General features: G+C 36.2%; 18 protein-coding genes and 1 pseudogene. 9 read left to right on the top strand and 10 right to left on the bottom strand.

Translation table 11 applies throughout. The annotated features are described in order from the left end of the window. Positions 1-114 precede the first annotated feature (114 nt). The 5 genes from GSQ19_RS17350 to GSQ19_RS17330 all read right to left on the bottom strand — a co-directional run bounded on the left by GSQ19_RS17350 (position 115) and on the right by GSQ19_RS17330 (position 6,360). Positions 115-1,518 carry a beta-barrel domain-containing protein gene (locus tag GSQ19_RS17350; protein WP_011319182.1) on the bottom strand — a complete coding sequence of 468 codons (1,404 nt, stop codon included), beginning with the start codon at positions 1,516-1,518 and terminating at the stop codon, positions 115-117. 115 nt (positions 1,519-1,633) lie between these two features. After that, the gene (locus GSQ19_RS17345) at positions 1,634-3,784 is read right to left on the bottom strand and encodes a peptidase domain-containing ABC transporter (protein ID WP_011319181.1); all 2,151 of its coding nucleotides are present in this window, start codon (positions 3,782-3,784) and stop codon (positions 1,634-1,636) included. 430 nt (positions 3,785-4,214) lie between these two features. Then, the gene (locus GSQ19_RS17340; RefSeq protein ID WP_011319180.1) at positions 4,215-4,463 is read right to left on the bottom strand and encodes a hypothetical protein; all 249 of its coding nucleotides are present in this window, start codon (positions 4,461-4,463) and stop codon (positions 4,215-4,217) included. Positions 4,464-4,645: 182 nt separating this feature from the next. Beyond that, positions 4,646-4,954 (bottom strand): hypothetical protein, encoded by a 309-nt coding sequence (locus GSQ19_RS17335; RefSeq protein WP_011319179.1) that lies wholly within the window; start codon positions 4,952-4,954, stop codon positions 4,646-4,648. A 1,139-nt stretch (positions 4,955-6,093) separates the two neighbouring features. Continuing rightward, entirely contained in the window at positions 6,094-6,360 is a 267-nt protein-coding gene (locus GSQ19_RS17330) for a hypothetical protein (protein WP_011319178.1), read from the bottom strand. Positions 6,361-6,946: 586 nt separating this feature from the next. Here GSQ19_RS17330 and GSQ19_RS17325 point away from each other — a divergent pair. The 7 genes and pseudogenes from GSQ19_RS17325 to GSQ19_RS17295 all read left to right on the top strand — a co-directional run bounded on the left by GSQ19_RS17325 (position 6,947) and on the right by GSQ19_RS17295 (position 18,066). Beyond that, the gene (locus GSQ19_RS17325; RefSeq protein WP_011319177.1) at positions 6,947-9,169 is read left to right on the top strand and encodes an O-linked N-acetylglucosamine transferase, SPINDLY family protein; all 2,223 of its coding nucleotides are present in this window, start codon (positions 6,947-6,949) and stop codon (positions 9,167-9,169) included. A 518-nt stretch (positions 9,170-9,687) separates the two neighbouring features. Beyond that, positions 9,688-9,913, top strand: a pseudogene (locus GSQ19_RS17320) (tetratricopeptide repeat protein); the annotation flags it as partial. A 39-nt stretch (positions 9,914-9,952) separates the two neighbouring features. Further along, complete coding sequence (locus GSQ19_RS17315) at positions 9,953-11,239, top strand: ATP-grasp domain-containing protein (protein WP_011319176.1); 1,287 nt, start codon at positions 9,953-9,955, stop codon at positions 11,237-11,239. Between the two features lie 6 nt (positions 11,240-11,245). Further along, a complete protein-coding gene (locus GSQ19_RS17310; RefSeq protein WP_011319175.1) occupies positions 11,246-11,791 on the top strand; it encodes a methyltransferase domain-containing protein in 546 nt (181 codons plus the stop codon). 66 nt (positions 11,792-11,857) lie between these two features. Beyond that, the gene (locus GSQ19_RS17305; RefSeq protein ID WP_011319174.1) at positions 11,858-13,081 is read left to right on the top strand and encodes a DegT/DnrJ/EryC1/StrS family aminotransferase; all 1,224 of its coding nucleotides are present in this window, start codon (positions 11,858-11,860) and stop codon (positions 13,079-13,081) included. Between the two features lie 11 nt (positions 13,082-13,092). Continuing rightward, complete coding sequence (locus GSQ19_RS17300; protein WP_011319173.1) at positions 13,093-14,883, top strand: glycosyltransferase; 1,791 nt, start codon at positions 13,093-13,095, stop codon at positions 14,881-14,883. Positions 14,884-15,042: 159 nt separating this feature from the next. Beyond that, positions 15,043-18,066, top strand: coding sequence for an O-linked N-acetylglucosamine transferase family protein (locus GSQ19_RS17295; RefSeq protein WP_011319172.1), 3,024 nt, complete (start codon positions 15,043-15,045; stop codon positions 18,064-18,066). Positions 18,067-18,637: 571 nt separating this feature from the next. Here GSQ19_RS17295 and GSQ19_RS17290 read toward each other — a convergent pair. From GSQ19_RS17290 to GSQ19_RS17270, 5 genes are all read right to left on the bottom strand, one after another. Next, positions 18,638-18,913, bottom strand: coding sequence for a hypothetical protein (locus GSQ19_RS17290; protein ID WP_011319171.1), 276 nt, complete (start codon positions 18,911-18,913; stop codon positions 18,638-18,640). 94 nt (positions 18,914-19,007) lie between these two features. Beyond that, entirely contained in the window at positions 19,008-19,250 is a 243-nt protein-coding gene (locus GSQ19_RS17285; RefSeq protein ID WP_011319170.1) for a CTB family bacteriocin, read from the bottom strand. Positions 19,251-19,412: 162 nt separating this feature from the next. Next, on the bottom strand, positions 19,413-19,649 hold the full coding sequence (locus tag GSQ19_RS17280; RefSeq protein WP_011319169.1) for a CTB family bacteriocin: 237 nt from the start codon (positions 19,647-19,649) through the stop codon (positions 19,413-19,415). 167 nt (positions 19,650-19,816) lie between these two features. Further along, a complete protein-coding gene (locus GSQ19_RS17275) occupies positions 19,817-20,053 on the bottom strand; it encodes a CTB family bacteriocin (RefSeq protein ID WP_011319168.1) in 237 nt (78 codons plus the stop codon). Between the two features lie 167 nt (positions 20,054-20,220). Continuing rightward, a complete protein-coding gene (locus tag GSQ19_RS17270; RefSeq protein WP_011319167.1) occupies positions 20,221-20,463 on the bottom strand; it encodes a CTB family bacteriocin in 243 nt (80 codons plus the stop codon). A gap of 562 nt (positions 20,464-21,025) precedes the next feature. On the opposite strand from GSQ19_RS17270, the gene sat reads away from it, so the two are divergent. Then, complete coding sequence (gene sat / locus GSQ19_RS17265; protein WP_011319166.1) at positions 21,026-22,204, top strand: sulfate adenylyltransferase; 1,179 nt, start codon at positions 21,026-21,028, stop codon at positions 22,202-22,204. A 161-nt stretch (positions 22,205-22,365) separates the two neighbouring features. Continuing rightward, a complete protein-coding gene (locus tag GSQ19_RS17260) occupies positions 22,366-24,510 on the top strand; it encodes a caspase family protein (RefSeq protein WP_041456762.1) in 2,145 nt (714 codons plus the stop codon). The last annotated feature ends 42 nt before the right edge of the window (positions 24,511-24,552 follow it).

Genomic DNA, 24,552 nt, shown 5'->3' with positions numbered 1-24,552 from the left:
CTTCTCAAAGAAGTCGGGGTTCTTAAGTTTTAAGTTGGGTATAACCCCTAGTCTCTAGCCCCTGAACTCAAGGACGTATAGTTACTAAAATGAGGAACTTATATCTGGATTAACCTATAAATCAGTGATAAGTCTTGCTTTTCTGAGGATGAATCGTAGTGCTGTCTCCTCCTGAGAAATAATATGAGCCTCTGCCTGCATACCTGACTGGATATGACACTGACGATCGCCATTCCCAAATGAGATTTTTTCTGGTTGGATAGTAGCTTCAAAATAAGGAGTTGCAGCAGCCGATAATGCTCCCCCTGGATTGTTATTTTGAGGTGCGATCGCATCTGGAGAAACAGCACTCACCACAGCATGGAGAACACCATAATCTGGGTAAGGACAAGCATTAACACGCAATTGAACTTTCTTCCCCACTTCCACCTTTTTAATGTCTGCGGTGGGAATCATTGCTTTAATTACTAGCGGCGCATTTTGTGGTGCTATTTCTGCGATCGCCTCACTAGTACGTACTACTTGACCAGGGTTCCGCAGATTTAACTTCAGGATAATACCGTCACTGGTAGCGCGAATTACGCTGCTTTGCAGTTGCTTTTCTACTTGTTGTAATTCTTTTTGGGATTGGTTGAGTTGGGACAGCATTTCTAAACGTCGCTGAACTAAAGCTTGCTGTTCTTTCTGTAACGTAGCGATAGTAGCTTCACCCCTAGCAATTTCTTGAGCAATACGTTCTTGCGCGATCGCCACCGTTGCCATGCTGGGATTAACCCCAGCCCTTGCTGATTGCATTTTGGCTTGAGCGATTTCCACAGAGCGCTTTCCCGCTTCCAAGGCGGATTTAGCTTGTTCTACCACGAGTTTTTTCTGTTCATATTCCCGTCTACCAATCGCACCAATATCAGCTAATTGCTGATAGCGATCGCGATCTGCGTTAGCAAAATTCAAATCAGCTTGAGATTTACGTAAATCTGCGATAGCTTTTTGCAAACTAGCTTCAGAGGCGATATATTCACTTTGTGTAGTGATTTGACGTTCTTGATATTCTCGTTGATTACGAGCCAAATCTGCTTGAGCAGAAGCCACAGTACGCTCGATTACCTTGGTTTCCGCGAGTATCTGACTATTGAAAGTGCTGATTTGAGCATCAACTTGCACAAGCTGTAATTTAATTTGTTGGATATTACCTTGTAGTTGACTTTGCTTGATTTGTAACTGCTCAGTATTGAGAGTAGCGATCGCATCACCCCGCTTGACAACTTGATTTTCCGTTACGAAGAGATTCTGAATCGTCCCCTCAATTTCCGGCTGTACCAAGCGAGTTTCGCCTATAGGACGAACAGTAGCCCCAGCCTTGATGACAACATTATATTTAATCCATGAGGATAAGGCGATCGCTGAACCAACAGACACTATAAGAAATAACCCCAGCAAAGATGTCCAAATACCAACTGGTGGTAAAGCATCATCATCTTGCAGAGGCGGGATAAGTTTCTTATTTTGAATATACAGCATACTTCACCAAATAATTATCAGTATTTAAATAGAAAAAATTGATAGGGAACAGAGAAAACTAAGTTACTCAAATTGCACTCTTTCTCATCCCCTCTAGTCCCTATTTTCTTAAAATTCAAGGAATTAAAAAATCTAAATGCTCTCCTGCTTTAGTCCGTAAATCTTCTATAGAACCTTGAAGTTTTAAGCGTCCTTGATCTAATAAAACAATCCAATCAGCCCGATTAATTACTTTTGGACGGTGACTAATCAAAATTGTGGTTTGACCTTGGCGATGGTGTAATAATTCGTCTAAAACTTGGGCTTCACTCACTGGATCAAGTCCACCAGTAGATTCATCCAAAATTAGAATTGGTGGTTCTGTAACAATGGCTCTAGCCATCGCTAAGCGTTGGCGTTGTCCACCAGAGATATTTGCCCCAAATTCTCCTAAAATCGTTTGATATTTATCAGGAAATCTACTAATAAATTCATCGGCTCCTGTAACTTGACAAGCTCTGACAATTTGCTCAAATGTAACAAATGGCGCTCCTAAGCGAAAGTTTTCAATAATGGAACGACTCCAAAAATGAGCATCTTGAGGAACTAAAACCACTTGCTGACGTAGACAGTCAAGGGCTATATCTTGTAGGTTATATAGTCCAATCCGAATATTCCCAGATTGTAGGGTATATAAACTAGTAATTAATTTAGCGACAGTACTTTTACCGCATCCTGATTTGCCGATAATAGCAGTGACTTTACCACCAGGAATTGTCAACGTAAAGTCTTCTAGTAAGTCAACTCGACCGGTATAGTGAAAGTTGACATTTGTGCAAATAATGTCAGCATCACCAGAGATTGTAGTAAAAGGCTTTTTCCCATCACCTTCATTTTCAGGTGTGGTATCTATGATTTCCGTGAGGCGTTGCACGGCAGTTTTTGCGGTAGTAAATTCATCAACAAAACCTATTACAGTACCGATTAATCCTAGAAAATTTCCGTTCATTGAGTTAAAAGCTAGTAGCTTCCCAATACTCAAATTTTCTGCCGGATTAATTACTAAATTACCACCAACCCAGAGTAATGCTATCGAACCAATCCCAGAAACCAAACCTGAAAATGTACCATTAATAATGCCGATTTGAATTGTACGTAACGTTACATTAGCAAGATGACCAAACCGACTTTGTAGTTCATCTAAAAAATGTGGGCTAGCTGTGGTAGTTTTGACTGTGAGAGCGCCTTTAAAAGTTTCTACTAAAACACCTTGCGCTTCCGCATCTTTAATTAAAAGTTCACGAGTTTTCTGCTGTAAAGTTGGCAGAAACACAATCGTAGATATAGTCATAAACACAGACACAATCATGGCTACCACAGTTAGCTTCCAGCTGTAAAAGACCATGATACAGAAAGAAATAACAGCAATAAAAAATCGACTAGGTAGACTGATAACTACTTGAGCTACTAACTGGTTAATTTGGTTAATATCTCGGAGGCGACTAATAATTTCGCCACTGCGTCGGGCTTCATAATATGATAGTGGCAATTGGAGAATTTGCCGACAAAATTCTAAGACCAATCCTAATTGTAATCGTTGGGCAAAATGAGCGATTAAATTAGATTGAACCCAAGCCAGACTACCAGAAATCAAATTCATGACGAATACACCTATCGCCATAGTAGTCAGTAGTCTTGTATCACCCCGAATTAAAATATCATCAGTCAGAATTTGTAAGAGAAATGGAGAGGCTAAAGATAAAATTCCTAATAGTAAATTAAGGGGAATAACTTGGGCTATAAGACTGCGAAAATGCCAAACACGCTTAAAGAAACGCCAAAAGCCACTAACTTTGTCATCTTCCAGTTTCCAAAACAATTCTGGATTGGGTTCTACCAACAACATCAACCAATCCGTCCAACCTTCAACTAAATCTTTTTCAGATAGATAGCGAATACCAACTGCTGGGTCAGAAATTACACATTTTTTGCCTTTTTTACCATAGAAAACAACCCAGTGATTCCCTTTCCAGTGAATAATTGCTGGTAACCGCGCTTCATTAATTTGGTTTAAAAGTTCCGGTGAAGTTTTAACAGAACGTGCATTAAAACCTAGTGTTTCTGCACCTCGTTTTAAACCCAATAAAGTTGTACCAAATTGTCCTGTCCCTACAGCTTCACGGATGCGGTTGAGAGTAAAAGTGCGTCCATAATGTTTGGCTATCGATGCTAGACAAGCCGCACCACAATCTTCTTGACTATGTTGTTGAACGTGAGCGTATTTCATAAGACAGCTTTCTTTCAACTAAAGTAGTAAGCCATAAACATTTGATATTATCTGTAGCAGAGTGGGAATTACTTACCCTACATTTATTTCAAGAAGCAAGTATGAATCCTATATTTAAATTCTGTAATAACCTAAAACACGTCTAATTTGCATACTCAGATTTTCTGAGTCATATTGCCCGCCCTAGTTATGCAAGTTAAATATATAACTGCCTATCTTAGAGGTTGTTGAGAAAGTATTATTCCTAACATCACAATCTTAAGAAGCTAACCCCCCAATTCCCCGTTCTCTTGTAGGGAATTTTATGGGTTTTAAAAGCCTCTCTCCGTTTCGGGGAGAGGTACCCTGCGGGTTCGCGATAGCGTCTCGTAAGAGAAGCAAGCTATGGAGAGGGTTTCTTATTATACTTTCAAACTTTTCAAATAATCTTTTAGGAATAACTTGAAGAATCCACTCTTCTAGTTCGCCGGAAAAGTGCATAACGGTAATCAACTACGAATGCTGATTCCCAAGCAAATTGAACTTCTTCATTAGTAACGCCAGAAACCCCATATACATAGGCTGCCCCCAAAATGTAGTAATAAATATTAAGATCAAAAGTAACTGGAATATAGCCTCCACTCACAACAGCAGCTTCTTCTAAAGAGATTTCTGTAAAAAGTGGACTGTCTTTTTTCATGCTTTGGGAATAATTTCAATTTATGCAAGAGGTGTATTGTTTTTAGGATGAATACTGGAGCATTGTTATGCTCCAGTATTTAGGAATTTCAATGTTGAGTTAGTTACCTCTAAATCATTATTAGAAAAGCCTGAAGTCTAGGCAGTATTTCTGATAATTTTCAGGCAAATCCCTTAATCCTATTACCACCAGCCGCCTACGCCGATACCAAAACCTATCTTTGTGGCTTCTAAAGATTCTTCATTAGTTATTCCTCTGACCGGAATAGGTACTGAAGTAACTACGTTATTAATAAGTGCTGTTCCAAATATTGTTCCAGGTACATCCGGTGCGTTCTGGTAAAAAGCACCAAGAGCAAGAAGGTAGTTATCATTATTAAAAGAAACGTTTGGTCCTTTTTGATAATAACCATACTCTCCAACTCCACCACTAACAGTAGCAGATGTTTCAGATGAAACTTGGGCAAACAAATTATTGTTGATAACTTGCATGATTGTCACTCCGTAAAAACAATTGTTTTGAATTCTTTCAAGCTAGTAGTTGATTGTCTCTTTCAAGTTGTTCAACTCGTTGCTTGCTTTAAACAATAGCTCGGAGTTAATAGCTGAGTCATTTTCACTTTCTGCAAACTTGATTACTAATTTTGCTGTAATTAAGATCATAATTAAGCCAGAGATATTTCCGAAAAATACAGACACAAATAACGCATTAATTTCTCTAAACATGAGTAAATTAAATATCCAATTTATCTACAAACTTCCTATCTGATTTATAGGAAGCAAAAGACTTAAACCCCCAACTTTTTTGAGAAGTCAGGGGTCTTTTTTCTCGTGAAGGATGAAGAATCGGTATAGTGTTAGCATTTGATTTTTGAATTACGCGTAGGGTGGGTGTTCCTCACCAAAACCTGTACACGGTAGGCATTGCCCACCCTACTGATACTTGGATTTTTTCAATAACCAAATCTGATTTCTATATATGTTTTCATTTTTTTACTTTACGCTAGAGATTAAGTAGAACGGGGTAGATAATGCAATACGGTTCAGTTAAGAGAATGGTAGGTTGGGTGGAGCGATAGCAGAACCCAACAAAGTCTTGAGAATGTTGGGTTCCGCTCCTCCACCCAACCTACACCGGTCTAAGTTGTTGTTGCCTTAACTGAACTGTATTGGTAGATAATGAAAGGTTTGTAGTGAGAACTTTAGTTCTCGAAAAAGGACTAAAGTCCTTACTACGAACTCAATCCTATTGTTCTTAAATTATTCCAGGACTTACGCAACTGACACGCCAGTAGGGTGCGTCAGATGTGAAAAATCCTCTAATGTGTACGAAATTATTGGGGCTGACGCACCCTACAGTTAGTTTGATTATCAAACTTGCGTAAGTCCTATATTTAACATAGTTGTTTTTTTTCAAGTCGTTCTAATTAAATAAAAAAACTGAAACATCCAAAGATGTTCCAGTCACTATACTTTGAACTTTAAGTTAACTGAATCATATGTATGATTCAATTGAGAATTCCAGAAATGATTTTACCTGACTTGATTTTTGGTGTAACAATCAGTTATGTAAAATCTAGACATTAAGCTACATTCCAGAATCCATTAAATTTGATTTAGTTCACTCCATTCTAAACATCAAAATATACCTTCTCAACATTGAGGTCATGAAAGTAGAAATTGAATGTGATAGAAGACTCTTCAGATTCAATAGGTCTTTTACCTTTTACTAAATCTTTGGGAGCTTCAGGATATCCCTTTTTTCTCTCTTCACTTTTGATTGGAGAAGGTTGATATGGATGATATGTTTTGACTGGATAAGGCTGAACACCTCTGCTTGCACCAACTACAATTTCTTGTTGCTCAAGGGATACTTCTGTAAAAAATTGGTTAGACATGATTAAAATCTCCGTAATTTGATTAATGTCAAAGATTGATTGCCTTTAATTGGCTTTTCAAATCCTCGCTTGATTAATACAATAGCTGCTAATAAATAGCTAATTCATTCATGATTTGTGTAAACATATTTGCCAGTTTTATCTAATGAAGTTACATGATTATATAGATAAAGGTTCCTAAAAATACAGACATAAGCCACGCATTAATTATACTAAATTTCATATGATTGGATTAAATATAAAGTTTATCTATTAAGCCAACTATTTTAAGTGGTGGGAATTGCCCACCCTACAGGTACTTAGATATTTTCAATAATCAAATCGGGTTACCATAACAATAAATTCTATAAGTATAAATATTTAGTTTTGTGTTTTTAAAACAGAGTAATTTGATACTCAAAAATTTTCCTATTTATCCTTAAGGGCTTTTTTTAATCACGTCTACATTCATCACTACTCTAAGAAATCGCCAGTGTAATATTTCATGCTGAATATACGTAAAAATTGCTTTTTATATCTTCCTATAGTGTATTTCAATCAATTGTGAACAGCTATATTCTTATTCTCACAGTTTTTAATAAATTTTATGCTCGATTTAACTGCTACAGCTCAATGGCATCAGCGTGCAGAGAAATTCTTCCTGTCAGGAAATTACATTCAGGCTGCTAATATCTATGAAGAAGCTATTGCCGCAGAACCTGAGATTAAATTACATTATTGCTACTTGGGTTTAATGTTACTGTTACTAGGACAAGATGCAGAAGCTAAAGAAACTTGGCTTCTAGCTGTTAAAGAAGAAGAATCAGAGCAATTTGAGGCTTTTAAAACGGAATTGTTCAAAACTTTACAAACAGAAGCCGAACGTCGAGAAGATATAGAAGAATATTCCGTAGCTAAAAAAATTCGCTTAATTCTGAGAGAACTTTACCCCCACGACATTCACAACTTATTACATTTGGTACAACTTGGAATTAAGCTAGAAACCTATCAAGGTGAGAATTTACATAATTTGGGTGTAATTGAAATCCTGAAATCTGAACCAAAGGTAGAAGTCAACTTAGAATCGTTGATGACAACTGTCAAGAGTGTTTTAGATTATGCACCTGCGCACCCATCAACATTGGATTTAGTAGAAGCCTGCTTACCATATTGCCAAAATAATCCACCAGTTTTGCTGATTATTGTTTTATCATCTCTGGCGGAGGTTCTTCAATCCGAACGACTACCTCTGGTAGCAGCAAAGTTATGTGAACTCTGTTTAGAATTAAGCCCCAATAACCCAAAGTTTGTATTACATTTGGCTGATTTTTATCAAGATGCTGGTCAATACAAAAAGAGTATAGAATCTGCTAAATTATTTTATTCTTTGGTTCAGCGATTAGTAAATAAAGTTTATGCTACCTGTCTGATTCTTAGGGGATTAATGAGTGCTAATGGGTATTGTGAAGAATCATTATCTGTATATCAGAGACATGAATTATTAGTGAAATCTCTTATAGAAGAAAACCCTACAAATCTTGATTCTTCAACAACAATAAGAGTAAGTACTACCAATTTCTTTGCGCCGTATATTGAAGATAATCCCAGAAAAAATAGACACATTCAAAATCAATTATTACAAGTCTGTCAAGTCAATATAAATAATTATTCTCAAGAACAAATAGAGAAATATAAGCGGGGACACATAAAACGCAAAAGACAAAATCGAACTAATGAAAAAATAAATATAGGATATCTCTCTTCTTGTTTAAAAATACATTCTGTTGGTTGGCTAGCACGCTGGCTATTTCAGTATCTAAACCAAGACAAATTTAATATAAACGCCTATTTTGTTAATACTAATCCCAAATCTGATCCATTACATGAATGGTATCTCAAGCAAGTAGGTAAAGTTTATAAATCAAATAATAGTTTTGAAATAGCAGAACAAATATATCAAGATGAGATTGATATTTTAGTTGATTTAGATAGTATTACCCTAAATCTTATTTGTGAAGTGATAGGACTAAAACCTGCACCCATTCAAGTCACTTGGTTAGGTTGGGATGCTTCAGGAAGCCCAGCAGTAGATTATTTCATTGCTGACCCCTATGTTTTACCAGAATATGCACAGGAATACTACCAAGAAAAAATTTGGCGTTTACCTCAAACTTATATAGCTGTGGATGGTTTTGAGGTGAGTGTACCTACAATACGTCGTGAGCAGTTAGATATTCCTCGTGATGCAATAGTCTATTTTTCTGGTCAGCGAGGTTTTAAGCGACATCCCCACACAACAAGACTACAATTAAAAATCATCAAAGAAGTTCCTAATAGCTACTTTCTGATTAAAGGAGTATCCGAAGAAGAAGGTATTAAAAAATTCTTTGAGCAATTGGCAGAAGAAGAAGGTGTAGAACTTTCAAAACTGAGATTTCTTCCCATCGATTCTACAGAACCAATTCACCGAGCTAATTTAGAAATTGTCGATATAGTATTAGATACCTATCCTTACAATGGAGCTACAACGACCCTAGAAACTCTGTGGATGTGTATTCCTATGGTGACGCGGGTAGGTGAGCAATTTGCTGCGCGCAACAGCTACACCATGATGATGAATGCTGGAATTCCAGAAGGGATAGCTTGGACTGATGAAGAGTATGTAGATTGGGGTGTGCGTTTGGGTAAGGACGAGGTTTTAAGACAGCAAATTGTTTGGAAGCTAAAACAGTCAAGGAAAACATCACCTCTATGGAATGGTAAGCAATTTACCCGTGAGATGGAGAACGCTTACGAACAGATGTGGCTGAGGTATCTGGAAGAAGCATAAACTTAACTTGAGTTCAATAAATTCGGAATAGCCCCTCTCCATAGCTTGCTTCTCTTACGATGGCGTAAGCCTACCCGCAGGGTACCTCTCCCGACATGGAGAGAGGCTTAAAAACCTTATTTTTTCGTACTAAAGTGTATACTTTTAGTCCCTCCATTACAAAACTTTGTGTTACTCAAAGTCGGAAGAAATGCTGAGGTATTTTATTCGATTAGTAATACATTATCTGAAGTATGGTGATGATGTGCTGCGTAATTTTGTCTGGAGTATTGATGTTGAAAAAAATTAAAAATCAGCCAAACTGGCCACAAAAACAAATTTGTCTTTGATAGAGTATGAAAAGTAAAGTAATTACAAACTTAGTTATCCCATATTTACTATACTCTCAAGAGCATTTAAACCAGACTAATTTATGAAGTTTGCTACTTTTTCAAAACCATTAATTTAAGTGAATAGTTACTTCTCTTTGACTAAAATTTGTCAATAGTAATACATCGAGTTTAGCTAGTAAATTGGTCGAGTCTTCGTTCCAAGCAGAAGCCAGGAGTTATAAGTTAGTTTTACAACGAGAACCTAACAATCAGTTAGTTTTGGAAAAGCTGTCTCTTATCCGGTTGCGTTTGAAAGATCACAAGGGAGCGATCGCTCTGATGGAAAAGTTAGTACAGCAGCATCCTGCTCGACAAAGATTATAAAACTGTGTTGATGGACATGAAGGAGAAGCAATCTGGCAGTGAGCATTAATGCAAAGTACTGTTATCTTTATTATTAATTAAGAACATAATGAAAAAATATAAAGTCTTAATATTTCCAGGAGGATCGGAAATTGCTTTAGAAATTCATAGAGCATTATGTGACTGCAAAGATATTCAGCTATATTCGGCTGGTCTAGATGTTGCAAATCACGCCCCATATGTTTTTGCAGAACATTTTAATATTCCTAGCATTCATGAGCCTGGATGGATAGATGCTTTAAATCAGGTAATTGATGCTAATAGCATAGATTATATATTTCCAGCTTATGACGATATAATTGTTGCTTTAGCAGAAAAATCTCAATACATTAAGGCTAAAATAGTTACTTCTCCTTTAGAAACCTGTTTAATTACTAGATTTAAATCTAAAACATATAAAGTATTATTTGGAACTATACCAGTTCCTGAGATATATCATAGTTTACATGAAATAAAACAATTCCCTGTATTTGTTAAACCAGATAAAGGTCAAGCTTCTCAAGATACACATATTATCTATAATCCCCAAGATGTTTCTTTCTTTTTATCTAAAATAAATAAATATATTATTACCGAATATCTCCCTGGCGAAGAATACACAATTGATTGCTTTTCTCATCGTGACTTAGGATTATTATTTTGTAGTGGGAGAAAAAGAATTAGAACAAAATGTGGTATTTCAATGAGTGTTTCTAGTGAAAACATAGATCAAGAATTATTTATTAGATATGCTGAACTAATTACACAAAAGTTAAATTTTTATGGTGTTTGGTTTTTTCAATTAAAGCAAGATAAATGTGGCGAATATAAACTTTTAGAGATTGCCCCTCGCGTAGCAGGTGCGATGGCATTTCATAGAGTACAAGGAATAAATTTCCCTCTTTTAAGTATATATGAGCAAGAAAGAGTTCCAATTGAAATTATTAATAATAAATTTGACTTAACGATGGATCGTGCTTTAATAAATCGGTACACACATAATGTAGATTATCAAACAGTGTATGTGGATTTAGATGACACTTTGGTTGGTAATAATAAAGTTAATTTGAATTTGATAAAGCTTTTATATCAGTGCATAAATAATACAAAAAAAATAGTCTTATTAACGAAGCATTCAGGAGATATATATGATTTTCTTAAAAAGTATAGAATTCAAAATATTTTTGACAATATTATTCAGATAAATAAAGTAGAAGATAAAGCAAAATATATAGTTGAAAGTCCTGCAATATTTATTGATGACAGTTTTCGAGAACGCAAGTCTATAAGCTTAAAACTAGGTATTCCTACGTTTGATCTTAGTATGATAGAAATGCTCTTAGATGATAGGAAATAAGTAAATATGTCAGATAGTATAATTAGCCAAAATGATATTGATTATTTAAAAATGATTCGCAAAAATATAATCGAATTCATGAAATATACATCTGTTAATTATGCTCATCAACCAGGTATATTATTAGATATTGCGCCTCAAATTCATTCAGGCGCTAAACCTTATTTTTCAGAATATATAAAGGTAGAGACATTTGATATAGATATCCATTCTGGCTGCACTTATATCGGGGATATTTGTCAATATAATGAATTTTTGAAGATCAACACTTTCGACTATATAGTTTGCACTGAAGTTCTAGAACATACACTTCATCCTTTTAAGGCAGTAGACGAAATTCTAAGAATACTTAAACCAAATGGGAAATTATTTCTCAGCGTACCTTTTAATTTTAGGATTCACGGACCACTTCCTGATTGTTGGCGTTTTACAGAGCATGGCTTACGAGTTTTATTAGAAAGATTTTCTATTTTAGAATTAAATGCTATTGAGACACCGGAGCGTCAGTTAATGCCAATTCACTATACTGTAGTAGCACAAAAATTGATTTAACTATTGTACTAGTTTTAAAATATTCCATAACATTCTTTCAAGTACATAATTAATACATTATCCCAAATGAAACAAAAGTTGAATGATTTAGCTATATTTGGTGGAACACCAAGATTTGTTGAAAAGTTACACGTTGGTCGTCCTAACATTGGCAACCGCGATAATTTATTATCACGTATCAATGATATCTTAGATAGAAAATGGCTTACGAACAATGGTATTTATGTACAGGAGTTTGAACGACAAATTGCTGAATTTGTTGGAGTAAAACACTGTATCGCTACGTGTAACGCAACAGTAGCCTTAGAAATAGCCATTCGTGCTGTAGGTTTCACTGGTGAAGTGATTATTCCTTCTTTCACATTTATTGCTACTGCACACGCTCTCAAATGGCAAGAAATCACACCTGTTTTTTGTGATATAGACCCCCAGACTCATAATATAGATCCCAACAAAATAGTTCAAAGCATAACCCCTCGAACTACTGGTATTATTGGTGTTCATTTGTGGGGTCGCCCTTGTGACGTAGAGGCTTTAAGTGAAATTTCTCTTACTCACAATTTGAAATTAATGTTTGATGCTGCTCATGCTTTTGGCTGTTCACATCAAGGACGCATGATAGGTAGCTTTGGTGATGCTGAAGTTTTTAGTTTTCATGCAACTAAATTTTTAAACACATTTGAGGGAGGAGCAATAGTTACAAATAGTGATGAATTAGCGGAAAAAATTCGATTGATGACTAACTTTGGTTTTGCTGGCTATGACCGAGTTATCTATATCGGTACTAATGGAAAAATGAATGAAGTTTCAGCAGCAATGGGTTTAACAGGATTCGATAATCTAGATGAATTTGTTTTCATTAACTATCGTAATTATAAGTATTACCAAAGAGAACTAAAAGAAATTCCTGGGATTAAGTTGATTACTTACAACGAGACTGAGAAATCTAATTATCAGTATATTATTTTAGAAATTGATGAGATGATCTTGGGAATTAGTAGAGATCAATTACTGAAAACATTACAAGCTGAAAATGTAATAGCTCGAAGATATTTTTATCCGGGTTGCCATAATATGGAACCGTACTATTCATATTATCCTTATTCTAAGTTATTGCTACCAGAAACAGAAAAGGTAGTTCAAAGAGTAATTTCTTTACCTACGGGAACATCGGTAAGTATCGACGATATTACTAATATTATAGATATTATCAAGTTTGTAATAGAAAACTCAACTTATTTTCAATCTGAGTTAAGTCATTCAGTACAAATATCAAACATTATTTTATAGGGAGATTATTTATGAAAGTTAGTGTTCTAGTTATAACCTACAATCATAGCAGATTTATTGCACAGGCAATAGAAAGCGTGTTGATGCAAAAAGTTAACTTCGAGTATGAAATTGTTGTAGGGGAAGATTGCTCTACAGATGATACACGCAAAATTTTAATTGATTATCAACAAAAATATGCAGATAAAATTCGCTTATTGTTACCTGAAAAAAACTTAGGTATGCACAGGAATTTTGTTAATACTTTGCAAGCCTGTTGCGGTGAATATGTAGCAATTTTGGAGGGAGATGATTACTGGATTGCAGAGGATAAACTACAAAAACAAGTAGACTTTTTAGATAAAAATTTAGAATTTACGATTTGTTTTCATAATGTAATTATTTTTCATGAGGATAATCAATACCAACCCTACCTATTTCTTCATAATCAACCTCCAGTCTCCTATATAGAAGATTTATTAATACGCAATTTTATTTCCACACCCTCTGTAATGTATCGCGCTGGATTAGTAGATAATATACCTAATTGGTTCTATGAACAAGGCATGGGCGATTGGATTTTCCACATTCTTAATGCACAATATGGAAAAATTGGATACATTGATAAAGTAATGTCAGCTTATAGAATTCATGCAGAAGGAGTCTGGTCAAGTAAGAACAGAGATTGGCAACTAAATAAAACCATTAAAATGCTAGATACTGTTAAATCTAATCTAGATGGGCAGTATGAAGAAATTATAGATAGAGCAATTCAATTTTATTCGCAGCATTTATTGAAGTTAAATTCTATACATCAAGGAACCACTTCTAAATTCACTACAAATCTACCCAAACATTTGGAATTAAAAGATATAAATTTTATAGTCTTTCCAGATTGGAATCAAGAAGAGGAACATCTATATCAAAATCTATATTGTCTTGTTAGATTACTCTTAACGCATCCAGAAAATAATAGAATTGCTTTATTTATAGATACAACCAAGATTAGCGAAGAAGATGCTAATTTATGTATATCTAGTATTTTAAGTAATCTGATATCAGAAGAACAATTAGAAAAAAATAAAAATATTAATGTATTTTTAGTCGGTAAACTTGACCAAATTCAGTGGCGAACTCTTACATCTTTCCTGAAAGCTAGAATTGTATTAGATTCAGAAAATTCAGATGCACTTCTTACTTCTGGAACAGAAATTATTCCAGCCTATACAGTAAATCAACTTATTGAATTTGGCTTAATATTTATTGGCTCTGCAAAACCTTATAAATTAAATATTGGCTGTGGCAATGTCAGATTTGATGGCTGGATAAATATAGATATAGAGCAAAATTATAAAACAGTGGATTTAGTCTGTGATGCTAGACAGAAACTACCATTCGATGATAATTCTTGTGAATTAATATATAACGAGCATTTTCTGGAACACTTAACCTTGAAAGAAGGATTATTTTTTTTGAAGGAGTGCTATCGTATCTTAAAGCCCGAAGGGATTTTACGCATAGCAATGCCGTCCTTAGAATATGTTGTACAAAAATATATGTCTGACGATTGGCGTAATCAAGAGTGGCTCAAATATCCAGAGTACCAATTTATTAAAACACGTGCTGAGATGCTAAATATTTCTATGCGTTGGTGGGGTCATCAGTGGCTTTATGATACAGAAGAGTTATATCGCAGATTAACTGAATCAGGATATATAAATATTCAAGAGTTTGCATGGGGCAAGAGTAATACACCGGAGTTAAGAAATCGTGAGACTAGAGTTGATTCAATACTGATATGTGAATCACAAGTGCTGAAATAATTCTATCAAAAAGCAGGAGCATCTGGTTTTGGCAGAGCGACTTTTTTAGGCTACCCATGTATTGGGGTCTGTGGCACAAAAAAATTATCTTTCTTTCAAAAGTGGGTGAACCTAAAAAATCTATTAAACATCTAACTAGTTAGAAGATAACTAAAAAGTATGATGAAAAATATCATTGCTAATGATGAGCCATTGGTTAGTGTTTGTATTCCGACATATAATGGTGAATTTTTTATTGATCTGGCGCTTCAAAGTATTGATTCACAAACATATAATAATATAGAACTTATCATTTCAGATGATGACTCAGAAGATAAAATAATAGAAAAGATTAATATTTTTCGAGAAAAATCAAAAAAAAAGATTTATTTATTCACCCATGAAAGATTAGGTTTGGTTAACAACTGGAATTTCTGCATCTCTCAGACTCAAGGTAAATACATTAAGTTTTTATTTCAAGACGACATTTTAGAACCAAATGCCATTAGAGAAATGGTTACCTTAGCAGAACAAGATGAAGAGATAGGTTTAGTATTCTCACCACGTAAACTATTTTCTGTTTATAAAGATGTTACCTACAATCCAAAGTCTTTAGAATATCATGAAGCCAAGGATATACATAAATATTGGTCAAACTTAAAAAGAATTCAATTAGGCAAAGAGCTTCTAGAAGACCCAAATATACTTGATGCTCCTATTAATAAGATTGGTGAACCAACTACTGTTTTAATCAAAAAAGAAGCTTTTGAGAAAGTAGGCTTATTTAATCCCGAACTGTGTCAGATTGTAGATTTAGAAATGTGGCTCAGAATTATGAGCCGATACAAAATCGGATTTATTGATCAATATTTATCACAATTTCGCATTCATCACCAACAACAAACCCACCGGAATGCATCTTTAAAAGATGTGATTTTCTTAGATTATCAAAAACTTTTTTATTTTATTGCTAATGATAGCCGTTATCCTGGCTTCACAAGACAAATGGCTGCTTGTAAATATGCTATTTTGAGCAGGGATAATGCTGAACTAAATCGGTTGCAAAAACAAACAGCAGAACAATGGCTTAGTCTTCCAGATGAAAAATTAGCTGAGATGTATGCTGGTTTGTTTGGAAAAATACACAAAATACTCCTCAGGAATAGCATTAATGATAAAAGTTTAACTAAGAAAGATGGAATCCTTTTTAATGAGATATTTATTTCTCAAGAATTAAATCGCCCCAAAGCTATCCAGAATTTATTAGCAGCTATGCTGTTTGGTGATTTTAATCAATTACTACTATCGTCTAACTTTTCACAAGTACCTGAATGGCTGTTATATGACTATCTGCAATTTTTATTGTCGCCACAAGGTTATTTTAAAGCATTGGGAGATTCAAAAAAATATCATGAATACCTCGAAAAATGTACTTATTCCTTACATGAATATATTTTTAAGGAGTTAGGTTCATCTTCGTCTTATCAAATCACTAATTATTTTACTCAGATTGCTAATTTTACCCATATTTATTTTAATGACAATAATCTGAAGGATATATATGTTAAACGGGCAGAAATAATAGAATGTTACCTGAAACTCAATGGCAATAAAATTGATTATAAATTTGTAGAACGACCTGTAAATATCAAAAGAATTAGGCTTGGTATACTTGCATCGCATTTTAGACCTTCAGCCGAAACATTTGCTTGTCTTCCTGTTTATGAACATATTAGTCGAGATTTTGAGGTAATTTTGTACTCACTTACAGAAACAAGTCATCGACTAGAGCAATATTGTCAACGTTCTGCGAATTCTTTTAAACTGTTGCCACAGGAATTATCTGCACAGGTAAGTACCATTCGTGCTGATGACTTAGATATATTGTTCATAGCTACCAATGTCACCGCAGTAACCAATCAAATATGCCTGTTAGCAATTCATAGGTTAGCCAGAATACAAGTTACTAGTGGTGCTTCAGTTGTGACAACCGGAATGCGAAATATAGATTATTATATTTCCGGCACATTAACTGATCCTTCACCAATAGCACAAGACCATTATCAAGAAAAACTAATTAAACTAGAAGGAACTGCTCACTGTTTTAGTTACGGTACGGAAGAGGGAAAATTAACAATTCTAGTCAAGAGGAATAGTTTAGGTATTCCTGAAAATGCTGTTGTTTTTATCTCTGGTGCTAACTACTTCAAAATAGTTCCAGAATTGGTAGCAACCTGGGCAAACATCATTTCTAGAGTACCAAATTCAGTTTTAGTGCTGTTACCATTTGGGCCAAATTGGTCAAATGCTTATCCAAAAGCAAATTTTATCGATCACCTAAATTCTATATTTTCTCAGCATGGGTTAGCTACTGAACGTTTAATAGTATTAGATATTCAACCCATTCCAGACCGGGAGGACATGAAAGAATACTATAAAATTGCTGATGTTTACTTAGATTCCTATCCATTTGCAGGGACGACTTCATTAATAGAACCATTACAGGTGAATCTACCTGTCATCGCTAGACAAGGAAATTGCTTCCGTTCGGCAATGGGAGCAGCGATTATACAAACATTGAATATTCCTGATTTAGTTGCAGATAGTGAAGAGTCCTATATTGAATTAGCAGTTGCATTAGGTACTAATTCTGAACTGCGGCGACAGAAGAGTGACCAAATTAGGGAAAAAATGCAGGATAATCCTAGTTTTTTAGATAGTCGCTCTTATGCAAGTAAAATAGAAAGTCTATTCAAAGAACTTTTCAATAATTATCTTGCAGATACACTAAGTCAAAATTTACGGTTAGAAGATATTAACCTAATTATTTTTCCTGATTGGTCACAACCAGAGGAATTAATAAGTTTAGAAGTGAAACAGGTAATTAAAACAGTTGTAACTAGTCCTAATGGCGGAAAAACTATGTTAATGGTCAACATTACTAATGTTGCTGTTGATCATGTTGAACTGTTGTTATCGTCTATAACCAATAATCTGCTGACACAAGAGGGTTTAGATGTGACTGAGAGATTAGAAATCGCTTTGGTAGAAAGTTTGGGTGATGTTCAATGGAAGGCTTTACTATCTCGCCTTCATGGACGAGTTGTTTTGGAACATGAAAATCAAGATGCAATCAGACAAGCTAAAGCAGAAGCTTTGTTAACTTACGAATTAGAAACCTTTACCCAGGTGCGAGAGGAATAGTCTTTTTTGCCTAAATCAAAGGTGATTGTTTAAAGAAAGATGCTAGGAAATGAAAAGAGATGACTAAGCATCTGCTAATTCTTAGAGAACAATCCAAAATCAACACAAAAGATGATTACCACGTTTTTGTTGCTATGCTTGGGGCAATTACACTCATAAACTGTTCAGATATGGCTAAATATTTTACCAAACTGAGTGATTATTAAACCTTTGATGTCTTCATTTTAATGCAGGTTTCACTACTTTCAATATTACTAGGCTGCCTGATTTTGTCATGAGGGAGTGTTGTATCAGAAAAACTGGAACATCAGATGATGTTCCAGTAATTACGGAGTGAACAAATCTATGAGATTGACAAACTAAGCATTTCTATTGAATGGATTGAGATTAGTATGTCAATTTCTTCAAGTATTGATTGTTTTATATGTATTCAATATTTGTATATATGCAGTACCAAAAAATGCGAGTTTTTGCTGAAGTAACTACAAACAGATAACTTTTTAGAATGCGATTTGCTTGTACTGCTGTAAATACCTTGTAGAGAAATCGAGATAAACTGACAGTACATCGCCTAAAAATAATTACCAATTGAGCTTTCAGCATCATCTCTAGAAGATGCGATAACTAGAGTGATTTGTGTGTAGTGATATATAGTTTCTTGGTATGATGTAATTGTTTGATCACCCTCTGTAGCACTCATTTGATTTTTGGCAGTAGTTAAAAGATTGGTTATTTGCATAAAAATGTTAGATTTGGGAAATAAATAACCACCGCATATAATCTCTTGTTCCTGTTCGGATAAATCTTGAAGATACTGAGATTTTTTCAGGTTGATATTTTGAGACATAGTTGTATTTACCTACTCATAAATTTGCTGTTTGTTTGTCATAGAGTCGCGTAAATGTGCGACCCTACAGCTTATGTTTTAACTTATAACTGGATTATTCTTCTGGCCATGACCAAATTTTGTCAGCATCTAGAGCTAATAAAGCCAGTCCAGCAGTCTTAATTCTGGTAGAGTTACCGTTAGAGAAAGCAGTGCTACCATTAGGGCCAGAAGTTGTACCACCATTTAGTACATTGCGATAAGTCTCGTAGAAAGTAGCATCGATTTGAAAATCCGTACCACCAGTAACAACTGCTTGTTGTGTATCAGATAAATTGATAAATAATTGACAAGACATCTTTGATAACCTTGTATTTTTGATGGACTTAGTTATTCATAAAGTGAGTGATAGAAGGAATTAGAAAAATAAGATACGCTAATTCCTTCATGACTATGCAGATGCTATCAAACTCACTTGCTAGTTGATTAGTTGATGTAGTAACTCAACGTAATCACTAGATTAAGCAATGCTTAAAACTTCGTCTGCACCCAAAGCTAGGAAGGCTATACCAGCAGTCTCAACCTCGGTGGAGGTACCATTAGAAGCAGCAGTGCTTCCGCCAGGGCCAGAACTTGTATTACCATTTAATACATTTTGCTGCGCTTTATAAAAAGTAGCATCAAGTTGGAAATCAATACCACCAGCTACAAATGCTTGCTGTTCATCGGATAAGTTAATAAACAATTCGTGAGACATAACTGACAACCTCGTAGTTTTAATGGAATTAGTTTGCTTATTCGTAACGTGAGTTCCAGAAGGAATTAAGCACATAAAAACTGCTAATTCCTTCTTGGCTATACAAATTTCATCCAACTCACGTATTAGTTGATTAGTTGATGTTGTGAATCAACTTAATCGCTGGATTAAGCAATGCTTAAAACCTCGTCTGCACCCAAAGCTAGGAAGGCTATACCAGCAGTCTTCACATCGGTGGAGCTACCATTAGAAGCAGCAGTGCTTCCGCCAGGACCAGAACTTGTATTACCGTTTAATATATTTTGCTGTGCTTTATAAAAGGTAGCATCAAGTTGAAAATCAACACCGCCAGCTACAAATGCTTGCTGTTCGTCGGATAAGTTAATAAACAATTCGTGAGACATAACTGACAACCTCGTAGTTTTAATGGACTTAGTTTGCTTATTCGTAACGTGAGTTCCAGAAGGAATTAAGCACACAAAAACTGCTAATTCCTTCTTGGATGTACAAATTAGATCAAACTCACGTATTAGTTGATTAGTTGATGTTGTGAATCAACTTAATCGCTTGATTAGTGCAAATCTAAAATGTCATCTGCACCTAAAGCTAAGAAAGCTAGACCAGCAGTCTTAACCTTAGTGGAGCTACCATTAGAAGCAGCAGTACTACCATTAGGGCCAGAGCTTGTAGTACCATTCAACACATTTTGCTTGGCTTCGTAAAAGGTGAAGTCAATTTGAAAATCAGTATCCTCTCCACCTTTAACAACTGCTTGTTGTTCATCGGATAAGTTAATAAACAATTCGTGAGACATAACTGACAACCTCGTAGTTAACAATTTAAATTGACTGGAAGCTCTGAGTTGATTACCTGTTTTGTTTGCTCAACTCGTTGCTTGATTAACACAATAGTTGAAAAGCAATAGTTAGTTCATTTGTAATTAATGCAAACTTTTATTCTCGGTTATCCAGAATGAATCTCAGGAATGAGTAAATATAAGTCACGAAAAAATTAAGGTAGAATAATGCTGGTTTAATAATTATTTCTAGTAGATAAATTATGTACAACGTACTGTTTTAACAAAATAATACACAGTAGATTTCTAGGTGTAACAAACTTTCTTCCATGAATAAAACAGTAAGACTCCTGAAAAATACATAAGAAAATTCCTAATCACAGCACAATACGGTTCAGTTAGAGTTAAAAACCTGATTTTGTGTGGGTTGCTTTTAGGAACGAAACTTAAACTACAATTCGAGTTGAAAACCACGCCGTCATTTCCCAGAGACCCAAACTTTTTTTTCTCTGTACCAGCATTTTGATAAGTTAGTACATAGTTTGCAACAATTGTAGTTATCACTAAGAGGGGATTGAAGTTGAGTCAGCATCCAGAGGCTATTGCCGCGCACGGTGGACAGTTGGTTAATCGCGTAGCCACACCAGCACAAAGAGAAGAGTTTGTTTCCAAAGCTGAGTTTCTGCCCCGCGTACAACTTGACGAACGGGCAGTTTCCGATTTAGAAATGATTGCGATTGGTGGTTTTAGCCCACTGACTGGTTTTATGAACCAAGAAGACTACGATCGCGTGGTTTCGGAAATGCGCTTGGCTAACGGTCTTGTATGGTCGATACCAATTACATTATCGGTCAGCGAAGAAGTGGCTTCCTCTTTACAGGAAGGTGGCTTAGTTCGCCTGGATAATCCCGCAGGTGACTACATTGGGGTTTTGCAACTCACGCAAAAATATCGCTACGATAAAACCCGTGAAGCCATCAACGTCTACCGCACAGATGATGCCAAACACCCAGGGGTGCAAGTGCTTTATAACCAAGGCGCTGTGAATCTGGCAGGTGATATATGGCTACTGGAACGCAGTTCTCATCCTCTATTCCCTGATTATCAAATTGACCCAGTTGCTTCACGGCAAATGTTTAGAGACAAGGGTTGGAAAACCATAGTCGGCTTTCAAACCCGTAATCCCATTCACCGCGCCCATGAATACATTCAAAAGTGTGCCTTAGAAACCGTGGACGGTTTATTTTTACATCCCTTGGTAGGCGCAACTAAAGAAGATGATATTGCAGCTGATGTGCGGATGCGCTGTTATGAAATTTTGCTGGAACATTATTACCCCGAAGATAGGGTGATATTGGCAATTAATCCCGCCGCTATGCGTTACGCTGGTCCCCGCGAAGCAATTTTCCATGCTTTAGTTCGTAAAAACTACGGCTGTACCCACTTTATTGTCGGGCGAGATCACGCGGGAGTTGGTGACTACTACGGAACCTATGATGCTCAATATATCTTCGATGAGTTTGAGCCTGGTGAGTTAGGCATTGTGCCAATGAAATTTGAACACGCCTTCTACTGCACCCGCACCAAACAAATGGCTACCACCAAAACCAGCCCCAGTAGACCAGAAGAACGAGTTCACCTATCGGGAACTAAAGTTAGAGAAATGCTGCGTCGCGGTGAATTACCACCACCAGAATTTTCTCGTCCTGAAGTAGCAGCCGAATTGGCGCGGGCTATGCGAGTTCAGGTGTTGGCTTAGGAGTTAGGGACTGGGGATTGGGGATTGGGGATTGGGAATTAGTTACTCATCTGGTCTGTCTTCTGCCCCCTGCCCCAAAATGATTCTAGGCAAATTATGTTTACACCCCAGTCCTCAGCCCTATAAGCTGTTAGCTGACGAGCTGAGGACTGATGGTTTTTATGAAACGTCGGACTTTTGTACAACGGATTGGCTCAATACTGGCGGTGTTGGGTGTGGCTGAAACTGAGTGGTTAACGATGAATAATCACTATTATCAAGCCTTAGCACAACCTACACCGCGAAAGTTAGCATTATTAATTGGTATCAATCAATATCGGAAAAGTTCTTCACTGAGTGGTTGTCTGACCGATGTGGAACTACAAAAAGAACTTTTAGTCCATCGGTTTGGCTTTCAAGCTACTGATATTTTGACGTTAACTGAGGAACAAGCGAGTAGAGAATTTATTGAAGCAGCTTTTTTAGATCACTTGGTCAAGCAAGCTAAACCAGGCGATGTTGTGGTTTTTCACTTTAGTGGCTACGGTACTCAGTTACCAGTGGAATCGGATACGCTACAAAATGCTTTAGTGACAACTGATGAAAATCAAGAAGCACAGGATTCTCAGATAGCTAATTATTTATTAGAAGATACATTATTATTATTGTTGCGATCGCTCCCTACAGATCGTGTCATAGCAGTGCTGGATACCAGCTACACTGTTCCTGCTATCAACCAGCCAGCAGGTTTAAAAATCCGCGCCCGTCAAGAGTCACCTGGAACGCGGTTAACAGCAGCAGAACTCGATTTCCGCCGACAAATCAAACCCCAAAATCCTGAATTTAGCCCGGCTGTTATCCTATCCGCTACATCAGACCCCCAGCAGTCGGCTAGGGAAATATTAATGTCTGGGTTTAATGCAGGTTTATTCACTTACGCTTTAACAAGACAACTTTGGCAGTCAACACCAGCAACAACAATTAGAGTCAGTCTCTCCCATGCGGCAAGTTCTATCCACCAATTGGGAAGTAAACAGCAACCAAAGTTATTAACTAAGAAGAAAAATCAACTGGGAGTGGTAACTGTTGAAAATTTACTATTAGATAGCCATGCTGGTGCAGAGGGAGTGATTCTGTCCATAGAAGAAGATGGAAAGACAGTGCAAGTATGGCTAGGTGGATTACCTGCACAAGTTTTAGAAAATTACGGTGCTAATTCTAAATTTACTCTAACAACTGGAGAGCAATTAACATTGCGATCTCTTATGGGATTAACAGCTAAAGCCCAAGTCTCTAAATTTGCAGAGACGCTTCCCCTACAAGTAGGACAACTTATTCAAGAGACTGTACGCGTATTGCCCCGCAATCTTAATTTGATATTAGCCTTAGATACTAAACTAGAAAGAATTGAGCGAGTAGATGCTACCAGCGCCTTTGCTAGTGTTGGTCATATTTCCACTGTAGTTGCAGGAGAACAACCAGCCGATTATTTGTTTGGGAAACTGCCACAAACCCCCAGCCGCTACGGTCTGTTTACTTTGGATGGTGAACTAATTCCCAATACAGATGGGGGAGTTGGGGAAGCTGTGAAAGTAGCAGCCCAGCGATTATCATCAAAATTATCCACTCTTCTGGCAGCTAAATTATGGCGACTGACAGAAAATCAAGGTTCTTCCCGATTGCCCGTCAAGGTAAACTTAGAGGTTGTTAATAGCATATCGTCACAGGCAGTACTGCAAAGAGAAACCACAAGGACAATCACTACTGAAACCGCTACAAAAAAATCACTCCCCACTCCCAACCCCCCACTACCAATTCCCATCATCCCTATTGGTAGCCGGATACAATACCGCATCCAAAACTTAAGCGATCGCCCCATATATTTTATGCTATTGGGATTAAAGAACAATCGCACTGCGATCGCTTTTTATCCTTGGCAAACCCCCCAAGAACCCAACAATCCAGAAAATCAACCCCAACTTAAACAAGTAGTTATTGCCCCAAACGAAACCGTAACTCTACCGCAAACAACACCAACATCAGGCTGGGTAACTTCCGGCCCCGCTTACGAATGCGAACACCAACTGATTTTTAGCACCGCACCCTTTAACGCCACCTTAGAAATCTTAGATAATGCCAAATATTCCACAGCCGACCAACAACCGATAGCTACATTAATCAATCCTTTAGAAGTGGGACAAGCGCTACTAAAAGATTTACATAACAGTAGTGCAGTCAAAACAGAAACAACCACCACAGCTACAGATTCCTATGTATTAGATATAAATAACTGGGCAAGTCTCAATTTTAGTTTTCAGATAGCGTAAATTAATTCAAAATTCAAAATTAATGAACCATTTGTAGAGACG

It is taken from the genome of Trichormus variabilis 0441 (assembly GCF_009856605.1).
GTDB lineage: Bacteria > Cyanobacteriota > Cyanobacteriia > Cyanobacteriales > Nostocaceae > Trichormus > Trichormus variabilis.
This window is presented reverse-complemented; position numbering and strand designations above follow the sequence as displayed.

Bases quoted from the DNA above. Each gene is read 5' to 3' on its own strand.
- GSQ19_RS17350 (WP_011319182.1), bottom strand. From the start codon at position 1,518: ATGCTGTATATTCAAAATAAGAAACTTATCCCGCCTCTGCAAGATGAT.
- GSQ19_RS17345 (WP_011319181.1), bottom strand. From the start codon at position 3,784: ATGAAATACGCTCACGTTCAACAACATAGTCAAGAAGATTGTGGTGCG.
- GSQ19_RS17340 (WP_011319180.1), bottom strand. From the start codon at position 4,463: ATGAAAAAAGACAGTCCACTTTTTACAGAAATCTCTTTAGAAGAAGCT.
- GSQ19_RS17335 (WP_011319179.1), bottom strand. From the start codon at position 4,954: ATGCAAGTTATCAACAATAATTTGTTTGCCCAAGTTTCATCTGAAACA.
- GSQ19_RS17330 (WP_011319178.1), bottom strand. From the start codon at position 6,360: ATGTCTAACCAATTTTTTACAGAAGTATCCCTTGAGCAACAAGAAATT.
- GSQ19_RS17325 (WP_011319177.1), top strand. From the start codon at position 6,947: ATGCTCGATTTAACTGCTACAGCTCAATGGCATCAGCGTGCAGAGAAA.
- GSQ19_RS17315 (WP_011319176.1), top strand. From the start codon at position 9,953: ATGAAAAAATATAAAGTCTTAATATTTCCAGGAGGATCGGAAATTGCT.
- GSQ19_RS17310 (WP_011319175.1), top strand. From the start codon at position 11,246: ATGTCAGATAGTATAATTAGCCAAAATGATATTGATTATTTAAAAATG.
- GSQ19_RS17305 (WP_011319174.1), top strand. From the start codon at position 11,858: ATGAAACAAAAGTTGAATGATTTAGCTATATTTGGTGGAACACCAAGA.
- GSQ19_RS17300 (WP_011319173.1), top strand. From the start codon at position 13,093: ATGAAAGTTAGTGTTCTAGTTATAACCTACAATCATAGCAGATTTATT.
- GSQ19_RS17295 (WP_011319172.1), top strand. From the start codon at position 15,043: ATGATGAAAAATATCATTGCTAATGATGAGCCATTGGTTAGTGTTTGT.
- GSQ19_RS17290 (WP_011319171.1), bottom strand. From the start codon at position 18,913: ATGTCTCAAAATATCAACCTGAAAAAATCTCAGTATCTTCAAGATTTA.
- GSQ19_RS17285 (WP_011319170.1), bottom strand. From the start codon at position 19,250: ATGTCTTGTCAATTATTTATCAATTTATCTGATACACAACAAGCAGTT.
- GSQ19_RS17280 (WP_011319169.1), bottom strand. From the start codon at position 19,649: ATGTCTCACGAATTGTTTATTAACTTATCCGATGAACAGCAAGCATTT.
- GSQ19_RS17275 (WP_011319168.1), bottom strand. From the start codon at position 20,053: ATGTCTCACGAATTGTTTATTAACTTATCCGACGAACAGCAAGCATTT.
- GSQ19_RS17270 (WP_011319167.1), bottom strand. From the start codon at position 20,463: ATGTCTCACGAATTGTTTATTAACTTATCCGATGAACAACAAGCAGTT.
- GSQ19_RS17260 (WP_041456762.1), top strand. From the start codon at position 22,366: ATGAAACGTCGGACTTTTGTACAACGGATTGGCTCAATACTGGCGGTG.